Origin of the sequence: Aeromonas aquatica (genome assembly GCF_000764655.1) — a bacterium.
Taxonomy (GTDB): Bacteria; Pseudomonadota; Gammaproteobacteria; order Enterobacterales; family Aeromonadaceae; genus Aeromonas; species Aeromonas aquatica.
On record NZ_JRGL01000152.1, the window covers coordinates 1 to 15,707 of the forward strand.

General features: G+C 61.3%; 11 protein-coding genes. 3 read left to right on the forward strand and 8 right to left on the reverse strand.

What is annotated here, in order from left to right:
- The coding region (locus LG30_RS0118790) for a type I secretion system permease/ATPase (protein WP_033132231.1) at positions 1-1,896 on the reverse strand (1,896 nt) is incomplete at its 3' end.
- Positions 1,897-2,275: 379 nt separating this feature from the next.
- Complete coding sequence (gene mnmL / locus LG30_RS0118795; RefSeq protein ID WP_033132221.1) at positions 2,276-3,220, reverse strand: tRNA modification radical SAM protein MnmL/YtqA; 945 nt, start codon at positions 3,218-3,220, stop codon at positions 2,276-2,278.
- Positions 3,221-3,833: 613 nt separating this feature from the next.
- On the opposite strand from mnmL, the gene gltB reads away from it, so the two are divergent.
- Positions 3,834-8,291, forward strand: coding sequence for a glutamate synthase large subunit (gene gltB / locus LG30_RS0118800; RefSeq protein ID WP_033132222.1), 4,458 nt, complete (start codon positions 3,834-3,836; stop codon positions 8,289-8,291).
- Positions 8,292-8,303: 12 nt separating this feature from the next.
- Positions 8,304-9,719, forward strand: a complete 1,416-nt coding sequence (locus LG30_RS0118805) for an FAD-dependent oxidoreductase (RefSeq protein WP_033132223.1) — start codon at positions 8,304-8,306, stop codon at positions 9,717-9,719.
- A gap of 95 nt (positions 9,720-9,814) precedes the next feature.
- Here LG30_RS0118805 and LG30_RS0118810 read toward each other — a convergent pair whose 3' ends face one another.
- The 4 genes from LG30_RS0118810 to soxR all read right to left on the reverse strand — a co-directional run bounded on the left by LG30_RS0118810 (position 9,815) and on the right by soxR (position 12,882).
- Positions 9,815-10,576 carry an amino acid ABC transporter ATP-binding protein gene (locus tag LG30_RS0118810; RefSeq protein WP_033132224.1) on the reverse strand — a complete coding sequence of 254 codons (762 nt, stop codon included), beginning with the start codon at positions 10,574-10,576 and terminating at the stop codon, positions 9,815-9,817.
- Positions 10,573-11,229: an amino acid ABC transporter permease gene (locus tag LG30_RS0118815; protein ID WP_193354286.1), complete on the reverse strand. Its 657-nt coding sequence runs from the start codon at positions 11,227-11,229 to the stop codon at positions 10,573-10,575. The genes LG30_RS0118810 and LG30_RS0118815 overlap by 4 nt, the downstream gene beginning before the upstream one ends.
- Positions 11,230-11,287: 58 nt before the next feature.
- Positions 11,288-12,061, reverse strand: a complete 774-nt coding sequence (locus LG30_RS0118820) for an amino acid ABC transporter substrate-binding protein (RefSeq protein ID WP_033132226.1) — start codon at positions 12,059-12,061, stop codon at positions 11,288-11,290.
- Between the two features lie 356 nt (positions 12,062-12,417).
- A complete protein-coding gene (gene soxR / locus LG30_RS0118825) occupies positions 12,418-12,882 on the reverse strand; it encodes a redox-sensitive transcriptional activator SoxR (protein ID WP_033132227.1) in 465 nt (154 codons plus the stop codon).
- Between the two features lie 66 nt (positions 12,883-12,948).
- On the opposite strand from soxR, the gene LG30_RS0118830 reads away from it, so the two are divergent.
- The gene (locus LG30_RS0118830) at positions 12,949-13,941 is read left to right on the forward strand and encodes a questin oxidase family protein (RefSeq protein ID WP_033132228.1); all 993 of its coding nucleotides are present in this window, start codon (positions 12,949-12,951) and stop codon (positions 13,939-13,941) included.
- Here LG30_RS0118830 and LG30_RS0118835 read toward each other — a convergent pair.
- Positions 13,938-14,372 (reverse strand): hypothetical protein, encoded by a 435-nt coding sequence (locus tag LG30_RS0118835; RefSeq protein ID WP_033132229.1) that lies wholly within the window; start codon positions 14,370-14,372, stop codon positions 13,938-13,940. The two genes, LG30_RS0118830 and LG30_RS0118835, sit on opposite strands and share 4 nt — an antisense overlap.
- A gap of 46 nt (positions 14,373-14,418) precedes the next feature.
- Entirely contained in the window at positions 14,419-15,459 is a 1,041-nt protein-coding gene (locus LG30_RS0118840) for a M35 family metalloendopeptidase (protein WP_033132230.1), read from the reverse strand.
- Positions 15,460-15,707 lie beyond the last annotated feature (248 nt).

Consider the following 15,707-nt stretch of genomic DNA (forward strand, 5'->3'; position numbering starts at 1 on the left):
GGGTGGATCATTGAGCAGGGCCCTAGCCAGCAGGATCGCCTGACGCTGGCCCCCGGAGAGCTGACGCCCCCCCTCGCCGATCTGCCGATCCAGCCCATTGGGATCCCGGTTGGTAAAGTTGGTCACCCCGGCACGCTTGGCCGCCCGCAAGACGCGCGCATCATCCACCAGCGGGTTGCCCAGCATGATATTGTCGCGCACCGAGCCAAAGAACAGAGTCACGTCCTGCGGTACGCAGCCTATGTTGCGGCGAATGGCGGCCGGCGCCAGTTGATCCAGCTCGAAGCCATCGAGTCGCACAGAGCCGTCGGTGGGCCGATAGAGTCCCATTAGCAGCTTCTCCAGGGTGGTCTTGCCCGCCCCGATCCGGCCTATGATGGCCACCTTTTCACCCGGCTCGATGCGCAGCGAGATGTTGTGCAGGGTGCTGGTTTCCATGCCCGGGTATTTGAAGGAGACGTTCTCGAATTCGATGCGACCCGCGATGATGGGGTGATGAATATATTGTTTCCCCTCCTCCTGCTCACCCGGCGTCGTCATGATCTTCTCCAGGATCTCGAGCGCAGACTTGGCCTGGTTGTAACGGGTGGAGAGTACGGACAACTGCACCATGGGCGCGATGGCCCGGCTCGATAGCATGACAGCGGCGATCATGCCGCCCATGGTCACCAGCCCTTCCGAAATCTGGTAAACCCCGACGATGACCAGCCCCACTGTCACCACCTGCTGGATGTAGCTTGCCAGAGACGACATGGAGTTGGTGATGCGACGGGTTTGCACGCCCCAGGTGGAAATGTGGGACACCGCCTGCTCCCAGCGATGCTGGAACATGCTCTCGGCACCGAAGATCTTGACGGTTTCAAGGCCGGAGATGCTCTCGATCAGGTTGGCGTTCTTCTGGGAGGCAAGACGGGAACCCTCCTCGATCGACTGCTTGAGCGGCTCCTGGATATAGAAGCTGTATGCCACCAGGATCAGGATGGCGACGATGGGCACCACCACCATGACGCCGGCGAAGATCCAGATGATCAGCAGGAAGAAGATGGCGAAGGGCAGGTCGATGAGCGTGGACACAGTGGCCGAGGTGAAGAACTCCCGGACTGACTCAAACTCCTGCAGGTGTTTGGCGAAGGCCCCCGTAGAGGCGGGACGGGACTCCATCTTCATCCCCATCACCTTGGCGAAAATCTTGGCCGACAGCAGAACGTCCGACTTCTTGCCCGCGATATCGATGAAGTAGCTGCGCAGTTGGCGCATCACGAAATCAAAGGTGAACACCACCATGGCCCCTGCCGCTAACACCCAGAGGGAATCGAACGCCAGGTTGGGCACTATCTTGTCGTAAACGTTCATGGTGAACAGCGGACTGGCCACCGCGAACAAGTTGATGAGGATGGAGGCGATCAGTACATCCCGGTAGATCCCCCTGGATTCAAACAAGGTGCTCCAGAACCAGTGTCCATCACGGGTCTCCAGCACCTTGGGGGAACGCTCATCGAACTTGAACTGTTTCTTGACGAAAAACAGCCGGCCATTGTACTCGTCACCCAATTGGGCGGTGCTGACCCACTGCGCCGCATCCCCGGCCTGGGGGAAGATCACCCTGCCCTGAGTCCTGTCCTCATTCCATTCCAGCAGGATGCAGGCGCCACCATTCCGGGTCTGCAATACACAAGGCAGCAGCAGAGAGGAGACTTCCGCGAGGGGCTGAAGCACTTCGCGGGCGGACAGGCCGCCACGCTCGGCGGCGCGGGGAAAGAGTACCGTGCTCAGACGACCGGACACCAACGGCAAGCCGGTAGTCAAGGCATCCTGGCTGTTGGGCACGCCATAAAAGCGGGTCAAGAAGACCAGGCATTCCAATAGCTCATCAATACGGCTAGTTTCTGCTTGCATAGCATCCTGTCAAAACATGATTTAGACGGTTGTCGCGGGGAAATATTACCGTCCTCATTGTGACGGCGGTCTTTTGAATAACGAAGCCTGACGTCCGTCACCGAAAGCCGACAACCAAATTAGCGCACAGGGCAATGACCTTTTGATGCCATCACCAGACCCAAACATCGTCAAGCCGGGAAGATTGTCATTATGTTCTGGACTCGGTGGCGATGAGAGTGCGGCATCGAGTGCAAGATATCCTGCCCGGTTCGGAAATTATAGAAGCTTATTGATAACAATATCTTTTTCAAGCCGACCATCTTATCAAGGCGACTTGAATGAAACTATACTGCAAAGACTGAATTTCATCTAATAAGCCTCTGTTTTTTTAATGAAATTAGAGTGACAACTCATTAAAACCGTCGAGGGAGAAGGGTCGACCCAGGCTATGTCCCTGGGACCCGGAGCGAGCCAGCTCGGTGGCGATACCGGCCATGGCGGTCCAGCGATTCTCGCACCAAGCCGGGGCCAACAGGGTCGGACGGCGGGCTGAAGCCGAGATGCGGTGATAGACCACCTCGGGGGGCGTGTGCTGGATCATGGCCACCGCCGCCTCTATATATTGCTCAAGTGTCGGCACCTCCAGCCTCCCCGCCCGCCAGGCCTTGCCGAGGGTACTCCCCTCCACCACGTGCAGCGGGTGCAGCTTGATCCCCTCCACACCGGTGTCCACGATGCGATGCAGGGTCTCCAGACTGTCCATAGCCGCCTCTCCCGGCAGGCCGACGATCAGGTGAGCGCAGACCTTGATGCCCCTTTGATGGGCACGGCGCACCGCATCTTCATAGGCGCCATAGCCGTGTCCCCGGTTGATGCGCTGCAACGTCTTGTCGCTGGCGCTCTGCAAGCCCAGCTCCAGCCACACCTCATAGCCTCGGGCCTGGTAGCCGGACAGCAGATCCAGCACCGCATCCGGCACGCAGTCGGGGCGGGTGCCGACGCAGATCCCCACCATGTCGCTGACCGACAACGCCTCCTCATACATGCGCTGCAGGTATTCCACCTCGGCATAGGTGCTGGTGTAGGCCTGGAAATAGGCGAGGTAGCGTTTGGCCCGGGTGACCTCGTCCCGGCGGGCCAGCAGTTGCTGCACCACTGAGAGCTGCTGGGCCGACTCGTCGGCGAAGGAGGAGACGTTGCAGAAGGTGCAGCCACCGCGCCCCAGGGTGCCGTCTCTATTCGGGCAGGTGAAGGCGCCGTGAATGGAGAGTTTGTGGATCTTCTGGCCGTGCCGCTGCTTGAGATCCTGGCCGAATGTATTGACGAGTTCGTGTAACTGCATGACACCTCCGCTAAAGGGGCGCCATTGTACGGGCGGGAGCCAGTCGGGAGGCTGAGCTGGATCAAGCGAAGCCGGGAACCAAAAACATATAAATATTCATCATATACCGAATAAGTATCCGCCAACTGAGGGCTCAGGGTACTTTTGGAAACCATTACGTCGACATGCAAGATGAGAGAAGAGCCGAAATGGATCTCATAACTCTATGTAAGACATTGAAATTTCTTCAATAGCCCGCATGGGGATAAATGCAAGACGCAGAACGCCGAAATGTGATCCCTGCCAGACCTCATGACCCAGGGTTGGTAAGATTACTACAGTTCACCGGCACGATGCAGTCAACCACTAAAGCCAAAGTTATCAGCACAAAAAACTACAATATATAAATATTAAAGATTTTTATTGAGATAATTCCCCCTCAACACTCTAAAACCGACATTTTGTTATGGCGGTGTAACATTGCAAACAAGCGGGATGTCCAATTGACCTTGCCCGAAAATCCCATTAGTTTGGAGATTCGCCACCTCAGGCGGACGGAACCACAAGAGCCAATCGCAATTTATGCAGTCTGTCGATGACAGTGCGATGGAAGGCCGAGCAAGGGAGAAATGCAATGTCACTATATGATCCAAAGCTGGAGAGGGATAACTGTGGCTTCGGCCTGTTGGCCCACATGGAAGGGGAAGCCAGCCACAAGCTTGTCCGTCTCGCGATGTCAGCCTTGGCTCGCATGCAGCACCGCGGCGGTATCTCCGCCGACGGCAAGACCGGCGATGGCTGTGGTCTGCTGCTGCAAAAACCGGACAGCTTCTATCGCGCTGTCGCCGAAGAGAAGGGATGGCACCTGGGCCGCAACTATGCGGTTGGCATGCTGTTCCTCAACCCGGACCCCGTATTGGCCCAGCAGACCCGCGACATCATCGACGAGGAGCTGGAAAGAGAGACCCTGAGTCTGGTCGGTTGGCGCAAGGTGCCCATCGATACCAATGTGCTCGGTCCCATTGCCAAGGCGTCCCTGCCCAGCATTGAACAGGTCTTTGTCAACGCGCCGCCAGGCTGGGTCGACAAGGATCTCGAGCGCCGCCTTTATATAGTGCGCCGCCGCATCGAGAAGCGCATCAGCGACGACTACTTCTATGTGGTCAGCCTCTCCAACCTGGTCACCGTCTACAAAGGACTGTGCATGCCGGTGGATTTGCCGCGCTTCTATCTGGATCTCGCCGACATCCGCATGCAGGCCGCCATCTGCGTGTTCCACCAGCGCTTCTCCACCAACACCAGCCCGCGCTGGCCGCTGGCGCAACCCTTCCGTTATCTCGCCCACAACGGCGAGATCAACACCATAGCCGGCAACCGCCAGTGGGCCAAGGCGCGCAGCTACAAGTTCGCCACCCCGCTCATTCCGGATCTGCAAGAGGCGGCCCCCTTCGTCAACACCACGGGCTCCGACTCCTCCAGCCTCGACAACATGCTGGATCTCTTCCTGGCCGGTGGCATGGACCTGTTCCGGGCTATGCGCCTGCTGATCCCGCCTGCATGGCAGAAGCACCCGAACATGGATGACGATCTGCGCGCCTTCTATGACTTCAACTCCATGCACATGGAGCCCTGGGATGGTCCGGCCGGCATCGTCATGACCGATGGCCGCTACGCCACCTGCGCGCTGGACCGTAACGGCCTGCGCCCAGCCCGCTACGTCATCACCAAGGACAAGTTCATCACCCTCGCCTCCGAGGTCGGCACCTGGGACTACACCCCCGACGAGGTGTTGGAGAAGGGCCGGGTCGGTCCGGGCGAGCTGTTCGTGGTGGATACCAGCAACGGCAAGGTGTGGACCAGCTTCGAGATCGATGACGATCTCAAGAGCCGTCACACCTACAAGCAGTGGATGGACAAGCACTGCAAGCGGCTGGTGCCGTTCGAGCAGATGGATGACGCCAGCACCGGCGCCCGCGAGTTCTCGGACGATCAGCTCAAGACCTATCAGAAACTGTTCGGCTACTCCTACGAGGAGCTGGATCAGATCATCCGCGTGCTCGGCGAGAACGGCCAGGAGGCGGTGGGCTCCATGGGGGATGACACCCCGATGGCGGTGCTCTCCTCCAGCCAACGTACCCTGTACGACTACTTCCGCCAGATGTTCGCCCAAGTCACCAACCCGCCCATCGATCCGCTGCGGGAGAATCACGTCATGTCGCTGGCCACCTGTATCGGCCGCGAGCAGAACGTGTTCAACGAGACCTTCGGCCACGCCCACCGGGTGCTGTTCCAGTCGCCGATCCTGCTCTACTCCGACTTCCATCAGCTGCTGGCGCTGGAGGGGGAACACTACCGTCATGCGGTGCTGAGCCTCAACTACCTGCCCGAAGAGGGGCTGCAAGGGGCGCTGGAGCGGCTGTGCAACGACGCAGCCGACAAGGCACGTGGTGGTACCGTCCTGCTGATCCTGTCGGATCGGGACGTCAGTGCCGATACCCTGCCCATCCCCGCCGCCATGGCGGTGGGCGCGGTGCAACGCACCCTAGTCGACAACAACCTGCGCTGTGATGCCAATATTTTGGTGGAAACCGCTAGCGTGCGCGATCCGCACCACTTCTCCGTGCTGCTGGGCTTTGGCGCCACCGCCATTTATCCCTATCTCGCCTACGAGACCCTCGCCAAGCAAGTAGAGGAAGGCGTGCTCAAGATGAGCCTGCGCCAGGCCATGCTCAACTACCGCAACGGCATCAACAAGGGCCTCTACAAGGTGATGTCCAAGATGGGCATCAGCACTGTGGCTAGCTACCGCTGCTCCCAGCTGTTCGAGGCGGTGGGTCTCTCCCAATCCGTGGTCGAGCTGTGCTTCCGCGGCGTCGCCAGCCGTATCCAGGGCAGTGACTTTGGCGACATCCAGCAGGATCAGGTCAACCTGGCCCGCCAGGCCTGGTTGGCGCGCAAGGAGCTCACTCAGGGCGGTCTGCTCAAGTTCGTCCACGGTGGCGAGTACCACACCTACAACCCGGACGTGGTGCAGAGCCTGCAAGTGGCGGTGCGCTCCGGCGACTACGCCGATTACAAGGAGTACGCCCGCCTGGTGAATGAGCGCCCGGTCGCCACCCTGCGCGATCTGCTCGCCCTCAAGGCCGTAGCCAACCCCATTGCACTGGAGCAGGTAGAGCCTGCCGCCAACCTGTTCCCCCGCTTCGACTCCGCCGCCATGTCCATAGGCGCCCTGGGGCCTGAGGCGCACGAGGCGCTGGCCGTGGCCATGAACCGGCTCGGCGGCAAGAGCAACTCCGGTGAAGGTGGTGAAGATCCCAAGCGCTTCGGCACCGAGAAGAATTCACGCATCAAGCAGGTCGCCTCGGGGCGCTTCGGCGTCACCCCGCACTACCTGATGAATGCGGACGTGGTGCAGATCAAGGTGGCCCAGGGCGCCAAGCCCGGTGAAGGTGGCCAGCTGCCCGGTGACAAGGTCACCGCCCAGATAGCCAAGCTGCGTTACTCGGTGCCCGGCGTGACCCTGATCTCGCCGCCGCCGCACCACGACATCTACTCCATCGAGGATCTGGCCCAGCTCATCTTCGACATCAAGCAGATCAACCCGGACTGCCTGGTGTCGGTCAAGCTGGTGTCCGAGCCCGGTGTCGGTACCATCGCCTGCGGCGTGGCCAAGGCCTATGCCGACTTCATCACCGTCTCGGGTTATGACGGCGGCACCGGTGCCAGCCCCCTGAGCTCGGTGAAATACGCCGGTTCCCCCTGGGAGCTGGGCCTGGCCGAGACCCAACAGGCGCTGGTCGCCAACGGCCTGCGCCACAAGGTGCGGCTACAGGTGGACGGCGGTCTCAAGACCGGCCTCGACATCATCAAGGCGGCCATCCTCGGCGCCGAGAGCTTCGGCTTCGGTACCGGCCCCATGGTGGCGCTCGGTTGCAAATACCTGCGCATCTGCCACCTGAACAACTGCGCCACCGGCGTCGCGACCCAGGATGAGAAGCTGCGCCGCGAGCACTTCACCGGCCTGCCGGAGATGGTGATGAACTACTTCAAGTTCATCGCCGAAGAGACCCGCGAACTGATGGCCAAGCTTGGTGTCAGCCAACTGACGGATCTCATCGGTCGCACCGACTTGCTCGAAGCCCTGCCCGGCCTCACCGCCCGTCAGGCCAAGCTGGATCTCTCCGGCATACTGGCGAGCCCGGTAGCACCGGCAGGCTCCAGCCTGTTCAGCCAGCAGCACAACCCGACCTTCGACAAGGGGCCGCTCAACCTCAAGATGGTGGACGACCTGCTGGAGGCGGTCGAGCACAAGTCGGGCGGTGAATTCCGCTACGACATCCGCAACACCGACCGCTCGGTGGGGGCGCGCCTGTCTGGCGAGATCGTCAAGCGCCACGGCAACCAGGGCATGGCGGCGGATCCGGTACGGGTCCACTTCAACGGCACCGCGGGCCAGAGCTTCGGCGTCTGGAACGCCGGCGGCCTCGAGATGATACTCACCGGCGACGCCAACGACTACGTGGGCAAGGGCATGACCGGCGGCAAGCTGGTGGTCAAACCCCACGTCGGCGTGGCATTCAAGTCCCACGAGGCGGCCATCATCGGCAACACCTGCCTCTACGGCGCCACCGGCGGCAAGCTCTACGCCGCAGGCACCGCGGGCGAGCGCTTCGCGGTGCGCAACTCCGGCGCCCTGGCGGTGGTCGAGGGGATAGGCGACAACGGCTGTGAATATATGACAGGCGGCATCGTCACCATACTCGGTACCACGGGCGTCAACTTCGCGGCGGGCATGACAGGCGGCTTTGCCTACGTGCTCGACGAGTGCGGCAACTTTGCCAAGCGCACCAACCCCGAGCTGGTGGAACTGCTGGACGTGGCGGATCTCGCCATCCATCAGGAGCACCTGCGCGGTATCATCACGGCGCACCTCAATGAGACAGGCAGCTCGCGCGCCGAGGAGATCCTGGCCAATTTCGACTCCTATGTGCCCAAGTTCAGGCTGATCAAACCCAAGTCCAGCGACGTCAAGTCCCTGCTTGGCCACACCAGCCGCTCTAGTGCAGAACTCAGAATCCAGGCGCAATAAGGAGGGAACCCTATGAGCCAGAACGTATTCCAGTTTATCGACGTCCAGCGGGTCGACCCGCCGAAGAAACCGCTCAAGATCCGCAAGATCCAGTTTGTGGAGATCTACGAGCCCTTCAATCAGGCCCAGGTCGGCATGCAGGCGGATCGCTGCCTCGACTGCGGCAACCCCTATTGCGAGTGGAAGTGCCCGGTGCACAACTACATCCCCAACTGGCTGAAACTGGCCAACGAGGGGCGCATCCTAGAGGCGGTGGAGCTCTCCCACCAGACCAACAGCCTGCCGGAAGTGTGCGGCCGGGTCTGCCCGCAAGACCGCCTGTGCGAGGGTGCCTGCACCCTCAACGATCGCTTCGGCGCCGTCACCATAGGCAACATCGAGAAATACATCACCGACAAGGCGTTCGAGATGGGCTGGCGCCCTGATCTCTCCAAGGTGGTCCAGACCGGCAAACGGGTCGCCGTCATCGGCGCCGGCCCGGCCGGACTCGCCTGCGCCGACGTGCTGGCGCGCAGCGGTGTCAGCGCCGTGGTGTTCGACAAGTATCCGGAGATCGGCGGCCTGCTGACCTTCGGCATCCCCTCCTTCAAGCTGGAAAAAGAGGTGATGCAACGCCGGCGCGAGATCTTCGAGGGCATGGGGATCGAGTTCCGTCTCGAGACCGAGGTGGGCCGGGATGTCACCTTCGCCGACTTGCTCGGTGAGTTCGATGCGGTCTTCCTCGGGGTCGGCACCTACAAGTTCATGAAGGGTGGCTTCGAGAATGAGACCGCGCCCGGCGTGTACGACGCCCTGCCCTACCTCATCTCCAACGCCAACCGACTGTTGGGCTTCGAGAAGGCACAGGCCGATTACATCGACTTCGCAGGCAAACAGGTGGTGGTGCTCGGCGGTGGCGATACCGCCATGGACTGCGTGCGCACCGCCATCCGCCAGGGCGCCGACAAGGTGATCTGCGCCTACCGTCGCGACGCCGAGAACATGCCCGGCTCCAAGCGGGAGGTGAAGAACGCCCACGAGGAAGGGGTGGAATTCATGTTCAACCTGCAGCCCATCGGCGTGGAGCTCGATGCCCATGGTCGCACCTGCGGCATCAAGGTGGTGAGCACCGAGCTCGGCGCACCCGATGCCAATGGCCGCCGCAATCCGGTGGTGATCGAAGGTTCCGAGCAGGTGCTGGCCGCCGATGCGGTGGTGATGGCGTTTGGCTTCCAGCCCAACCCCCAGCCCTGGATGGCAGATTTTGGCATCGATCTCGACAGCCGGGATCGCATCAAGGCGAGTGAGAAGGCGGATTACGCCTTCCAGACCAGCAACCCCAAGGTGTTCGCCGGTGGCGATGCGGTGCGCGGCTCGGATCTGGTGGTCACCGCCATCTACGAGGGTCGCAAGGCCGCCGAAGGGATCATGGACTATCTGGCCGTTTAATCTGCCATCTAAGGTTCACCTCCCCCAAAGAAACAGCCCCGCATCTGCGGGGCTGTTTCTTTAGGTGGCTAACCACCCGTTCACCACGACGGCCGCTAGATACTCCAGTTCTCCGGCAACCGCTCGGTCAGGGTGGAGATGTACTCGAAGGTGCGTGCCCGCTTGGGGGCGGTAAACATCTGGCGCGTACTGCCCGCCTCCACCACCTCCCCCGCCTCCAGAAAGATCACCTGCTGGGCAATCTGGGACGCCAGACGCAAGTCGTGGGTGGCAATGAGCATGGTGGTGCCTTCCCGGGCCAGCTGGCGCAGCACGGCCACCACCTCCAGCGCCAGCTCGGGATCCAGCGCCGAGGTCGGCTCGTCGCACAATAATACCTTGGGGGCTGGTGCCAGGGCCCGTGCGATGGCGACTCGTTGCTGCTGACCGCCAGACAGGGTTGCGGGAACTGCCTCGGCCTTGTGACTGAGCCCCACTTTGTCGAGCAGCAGCAAACCACGCGCCACCGCCTTGGCCTTCGGCCACTTCAGCACCGTCACCAGCCCCTCCATCACGTTCTCCAGCACCGTCATGTGCGGAAACAGCTGGAAGTTCTGAAACACCATGCCGGTCTGCTGGCGCAGGCTCAGCACGCTCTGGCGCGACAGGTGGCGCGAGAAATCGAGCTCGCTCCCCCCCAGCACCAGCTGCCCCGCATCCGGCCGCTCCAACAGGTTCACACAGCGCAACAAGGTGCTCTTGCCGCTGCCGGAGGGGCCGATCAGGGCGGTGACGCTGCCCGCCGCCATGGCCAGATCCACTCCCTTCAGCACCTTCTGAGCGCCGAACTGCTTCTCGATGCCACTCAACCGGATCATAGGGCGACCTCCCGGGTCTCTTTGTGGGTCAACTTGCGCTCCAGCCGGTCTTGCAGAGCGGAGAGTACCGAGCTGAACATCAGGTAGATGATGGCCGTCTCTATGTAGAGGATGAGCGGCTCATAGGTGACGGAGGCGAGTCGCTGGGCCGCCTGGAACAGCTCGGGCACCGTCACCGCCGCCGCCAGGGAGGTGTCCTTGACCAGCGAGATAAAGGTGTTGGAGAGCGGTGGCACCGCGATGCGCGCCGCCTGTGGCAGGATCACCCGCCACATCGCTTGGGGCCAGCTCATGCCGATGGAATAGGCCGCCTCCCACTGCCCTTTCGGGATCGCGGCCAGGGTCGCGCGGATGATCTCCGAGCTGTAGGCACCGATATTGAGGGTGAAACCGATGACAGCGGCGGTGAAGGCATCCAGCACTATGCCGGCGCTCGGCAAGCCGTAGAAGATGAGAAAGAGCTGCACCAGCAGCGGCGTGCCTCGAATAAGCCAGACATAGAAGCGTACCAGCACCACCAGCGGTGCCGGGCCATATAATCGCGCCAGCGCCACCACAAAACCGAGCAATATGCCGAGCACGAAGGTGAGCAGGGTCAGTGGCACCGTAAAAATAAGCCCCGCACTGAGCAGGGGCCAAAAAGAATCGATCATTAACTGCAACCAGGTTGGCACGTTAATTCTCCTTTATTGTTATTATTCTGCTGACTTATTAATTCGAGACGTCGGTACCAAAATATTTCAGCGATATTTTCTGATAGCTGCCGTCTTGCTTGGCGGTGCGCAGCGTCTGATTGATGGCGGCCAGCAATTCAGGCTGTCCCTTGGCGAGCAGGGCGGCAGATTGATCCCCCTTCGGCTCGGTCGCCGCCACCTTCAGCTTGGCGTCCGGCTTCTGCTTCTTGAAGTCCAGATAGGAGAGGCTGTCATTGATGGTGGCATCCACCCGCCCGGTCAGCACCAGCTCAAGGGACTGGTTGAAGCCCTCGGTGGCCACCACCTCGGCTCCCGACGTCTTGGCCAGCTGGGCGAAGTTGCTGGTCAGGGACTGGGAGGATTTCTTGCCCTTCAGATCCGCGAAGCTCTTGATGCTGTCGTTGTCGCTGTGGACCACCACCACCGCCTTGGAGGTGATATAAGGGTCTGAAAAATCGTACTTCTTGAGTCGCTCAGGAGTGATGGCCACCTCGTTGAGCACCAGATCGTAGCGCTTGGCATCCACCCCGGCGATGAGCCCGTCCCACTTGCCCTCCACAAACTCCGGCTTCACGCCGAGGCCGCTTGCGATCAGCTCGCCAATCTCAACGTCAAAGCCCACCAGCTTGCCGCTCTTGTCGTGATAGGTGAAGGGAGGGTAGGCCCCTTCCGTGCCTATCTTGATCACCCCGGCGCTCTGGATGGCGGCGAGACTGGATTGTGCCTGTGCCGATGTCAGCAAGGCCAGTGGCAGGGCGGACAATAAAAACAGGGATTGCAGCTTTTTCATTATTCACCTCGTTATATTTATGAACATCCAGAATGCGTGCCAATGAACTTCATCAGGAGCCATGCAATTATTTAATTGGGTTCTGCCGTTACCGACCGAGATTAATATATCGGCTTCATCGCCTTATATTCATCGGGCTGGTTGTCTGCATGGACAAAACATAACGTGGGGCGTTCCATTACCAAAGCATGAAATACGGGGATATTTAGCGAAATAATGGATAACAAAAATAACGAGCTCGAATGGGCATTAATTCATTCGGTGATGAGATTGTTGACCTGCAGGCTGGCACGCCGTGGCTGCCTGAGGGACGCACAGCAACCGCCGGGCCCGCCATTGTCCATCCTTTGCGCGGTTCAATCCTCGGCGGGGGGCTGGTCCCCCAGCAGATAGCGGGGGCCGCTACCCCCAGAGGCTGCCTGGTCCTCAGGGTTGTAGAGGGCGCAATGTTCCAGCGACAGACAACCACAGCCGATGCAGGCGCCTAGTTTGCGCTTCATCAGCTGCAAGGCCTCGATGCGCCGTTCGAGCAGCCCTTGCCACTGACCGGCGATCTGCTCCCAGTCACGGCGATCCGGCGTGCGGCCGTCGGGCAGCCCAGCCAGCGCCTCGGCAATCTCGCCGAGGCTCAGCCCCATCCCTTGTGCCACCCGGATAAAGGCGATGCGGCGCAGCGCATCCCGTGGATAGAGGCGCTGACCTCCGTCGCTACGCAGGCTCTGGATCAGCCCCTTTTCCTCGTAAAAACGCAAGGCACTGGCGTTGACACCGGCACGCTTGGCTATCTGGCCTATGGCCAACCACTTGCGATCCCTTTCCATCCTTGACCTCAAGTTAGCTTTAACTTGCACAATCCTGTCTTCCCCGACAACAGGAGTCAAAGGATTATGGATTTTCTCTCTTCCCTGCTCGATGCCAACGCGGCCTTCGCCCTCAACGGCCGTGACACCACCAATCACTGCCCCATGGCACTGCACGCCCTGCATGAGATGGGCGCGACGCCGGCTCAGTTACAGCATTTCTTTGCCCATTGGCAAAGTACCCATTCCCTGCCCGCCGGAACGGAAAACCAGGGAGATGAGGAGGAGCGTCGTTTCGTGCAACTACGCCAACAGCTAGCCATCCGCTTTGCCGAGGAGGGTTGGCTGCCGACCTTCGAGGCCCTGTTGTCCCAGCGCCTCTCCCCCGCGGGAGGCGCCTTTCATCCCCTGATCCGCTTCGCCTGCGCACTGGAAAATGGTCATCAGGGAGAGCAGGCCGCCGCCCTGGCCGCCTGGCAATGCAAGCCCCTGATCCTGCCTGCCGGCACGGGGGCCCCCTGCCGGGACGTCACTCGCCTGCTGGCCAGGCTGTCGGCGCAGTGGGAGGGATCGAGCTGGCAAGGAGAGTGGATCACCGCCCGCCTGCGCCAAGTGGCGGCGGACCCGCGCTGGCCTGACTCGCTGCCACGCAGCCTGGAGGAAGGAACAGAGGTGTTGCTGCAACTGGCCGAGGCCGCCCTGCCGCTCTATTGGCAGACCCGCAACTTCACCCTGCTGCACCTGGTGACCGGCAGCCGGGCCGCCGCCATCGTCGCCCGTCATCTGCCCGCCGAGCTGCAGGAGCCTTGGCAGACCCTGATGTGGCAAGCCGCAGCCGCGGCCTATATCACGGTCGGGGCACCGGCGCTGGGATCCCAGCGCTGGCCAGACGTTTCAGGGCTGGACTGGGAGAAGGTGTTGCCGCTGGCGATCGCGAGCCTGGACGATCACGTGATAAAACTGGTGCACTGCTGCTGGCGGGAGCAGGCCCGCTCACCCCGCCATGGGGCCCACTATCTCGCGGTGGCCGCCCGCGCAGTGGGGCTGCTGAACACCGATGCCGGGCGCAGCGCCGCCTAGGGCGCGGCGATACGGCTAAAGCTGATGGCTGGACAGCGCGGCGCCACCCCCTGGGTCAGGGTCAGCGGCTGGGCGCGGTAGCTGAGGTGATAGACCCCGGGACGTGACAGGTCGTAGACCTGGGTCAGCTCCGCATCCGCCCGGCTCTGCTGGCCGGCACCCAGGATGAAGAAGTCGTCGGCGCCGGGGTTGCCCCGCTTGGCGAGCGGCCCCCTGTAGGCCACCGGCCGATCCGCCAGGGTGAGATCGATAGCATCGGCGAACCAGCCCTCGAACGGGGTGAACCAGCTCAGCACCTCGAGCGGCCCCTCCCCCTGGTTGGTCAAAGTCATCACCAGGGGCAACGGCTCGTTCACCGGGCTTTCGGCCTGCACCGACAGTTCGCACCTCAGGGGGGCGAGCGCGAGGGTGGTCAGCAAGAGCGTCATCATGGTGCCTCCTTCAACATAAAAAGGGGCCTGTCGGCCCCATCACACATCAATTTTCGCTCGGGGTATTCTCGGCGAAATACTCGTGGTTGTCGGCGTTGTTCAGTGCCTTCTGCGGCTCGGTGCTCGCCAGGTTGCGGGCATTGGCCTGACCGTAACCCAGATCATCGGTGCCCGCCACCAGGTTGAAGTGACTCAGCTCGTGGACTATGGTGCCGGCGCGGGAGTCGGTCCCGGTGACGGGGGCCGTCCAGAAGCTCTTGCACAGATAGACCTTGTAGGGCTGATCCGGGTAGACATAGGCGAAGTAGCTCTGCTTGCAGCCGCAATCGAAGGTGAGTGGCTTGTTGTCGATGGCATCCTTGATCTTGCTGAACTGGAGCTCGGTCTGATCCCAACGAGCGGCATCATAGGCACCAAACCAGCTACGATAACGCTGGCCACTGGGTTTATCCACTGCCAAATAACCCGTTGAGTTATTGGTAATACCACTGGCCGCGTCCAGTGCCGCCAGAATGTCTGTTTTCTGAGTGTTGGTGCAGCGCCCGCTGAAGCTCACCGAAGCGGTCACCGCCTGGGGGTCGGCCAGCGGCGCGGCCTTGGCCTGCAGCCGCTCATCGCTCACCCCTTCCACCCAGAGGCTGACGGTGTTGGACTCGCTGGCCTGAGCCTGTTTGGCTTTGGCGGCTTTCGCCTCCAGCGCCACAGTCGGCAACTGATAACGGATCTGATACTGACCCTGGGCGCTCATGTCGTAGAGACCGGACACCTCCGCCTGCCGCGTCAGGCTCTGGCCGGCCTTGAGCAGCTGGAAGTCCTTGTCGGTCGGCGCGGCCCGCTTGATCAGGGCCCCCTCATAGCTGACCTTCTGGCCATCGCGTTCCACCAGGAACAGGGGGGCATCCTCGCTGCCCGGCAGTTGCCACTTGAGCAGGCGGATGGGTTGGTCACCGGTGTTGGTCAGAGTCAGGTTGACCCGCACATCCTCGGTACCGCCCTCCACCAGGGTGAGCCTGGCATCGAGTCCGGCGGCGCAGAGCGGAGAGGCCAGCACGCCGGCCAGCAGCAGGGCAATGGGAGTTGCGTTCATCAAATATCCTTATTCGTTGAGTGGCGCCATCAGGCGGTTTGCTTCCTTAAGGCCCTCTTTGGGGCCAATCCACCCTAGAGCAGAACTTTTGCGCCACCATCCCACCATATGGGGGCAGCCCCCATCAGAGGGGGGGTGTTCGACACCTTTTTTTCCGCGACAAAAATGGACAATGAACGGCAATGAGATGGCTGCAGGCTTAACGATCAGACCGTGCGGCCATAAAAAAGGCTATGTCCCAATTACGT

Excerpts from the sequence above, each read along its gene's own strand:
- mnmL (WP_033132221.1), bottom strand. The coding sequence starts at position 3,220 with ATGCAGTTACACGAACTCGTCAATACATTCGGCCAGGATCTCAAGCAG.
- LG30_RS0118815 (WP_193354286.1), bottom strand. The coding sequence starts at position 11,229 with ATGATCGATTCTTTTTGGCCCCTGCTCAGTGCGGGGCTTATTTTTACG.
- LG30_RS0118810 (WP_033132224.1), bottom strand. The coding sequence starts at position 10,576 with ATGATCCGGTTGAGTGGCATCGAGAAGCAGTTCGGCGCTCAGAAGGTG.
- gltB (WP_033132222.1), top strand. The coding sequence starts at position 3,834 with ATGTCACTATATGATCCAAAGCTGGAGAGGGATAACTGTGGCTTCGGC.
- LG30_RS0118820 (WP_033132226.1), bottom strand. The coding sequence starts at position 12,061 with ATGAAAAAGCTGCAATCCCTGTTTTTATTGTCCGCCCTGCCACTGGCC.
- LG30_RS0118840 (WP_033132230.1), bottom strand. The coding sequence starts at position 15,459 with ATGAACGCAACTCCCATTGCCCTGCTGCTGGCCGGCGTGCTGGCCTCT.
- LG30_RS0118830 (WP_033132228.1), top strand. The coding sequence starts at position 12,949 with ATGGATTTTCTCTCTTCCCTGCTCGATGCCAACGCGGCCTTCGCCCTC.
- LG30_RS0118835 (WP_033132229.1), bottom strand. The coding sequence starts at position 14,372 with ATGATGACGCTCTTGCTGACCACCCTCGCGCTCGCCCCCCTGAGGTGC.
- LG30_RS0118805 (WP_033132223.1), top strand. The coding sequence starts at position 8,304 with ATGAGCCAGAACGTATTCCAGTTTATCGACGTCCAGCGGGTCGACCCG.
- soxR (WP_033132227.1), bottom strand. The coding sequence starts at position 12,882 with ATGGAAAGGGATCGCAAGTGGTTGGCCATAGGCCAGATAGCCAAGCGT.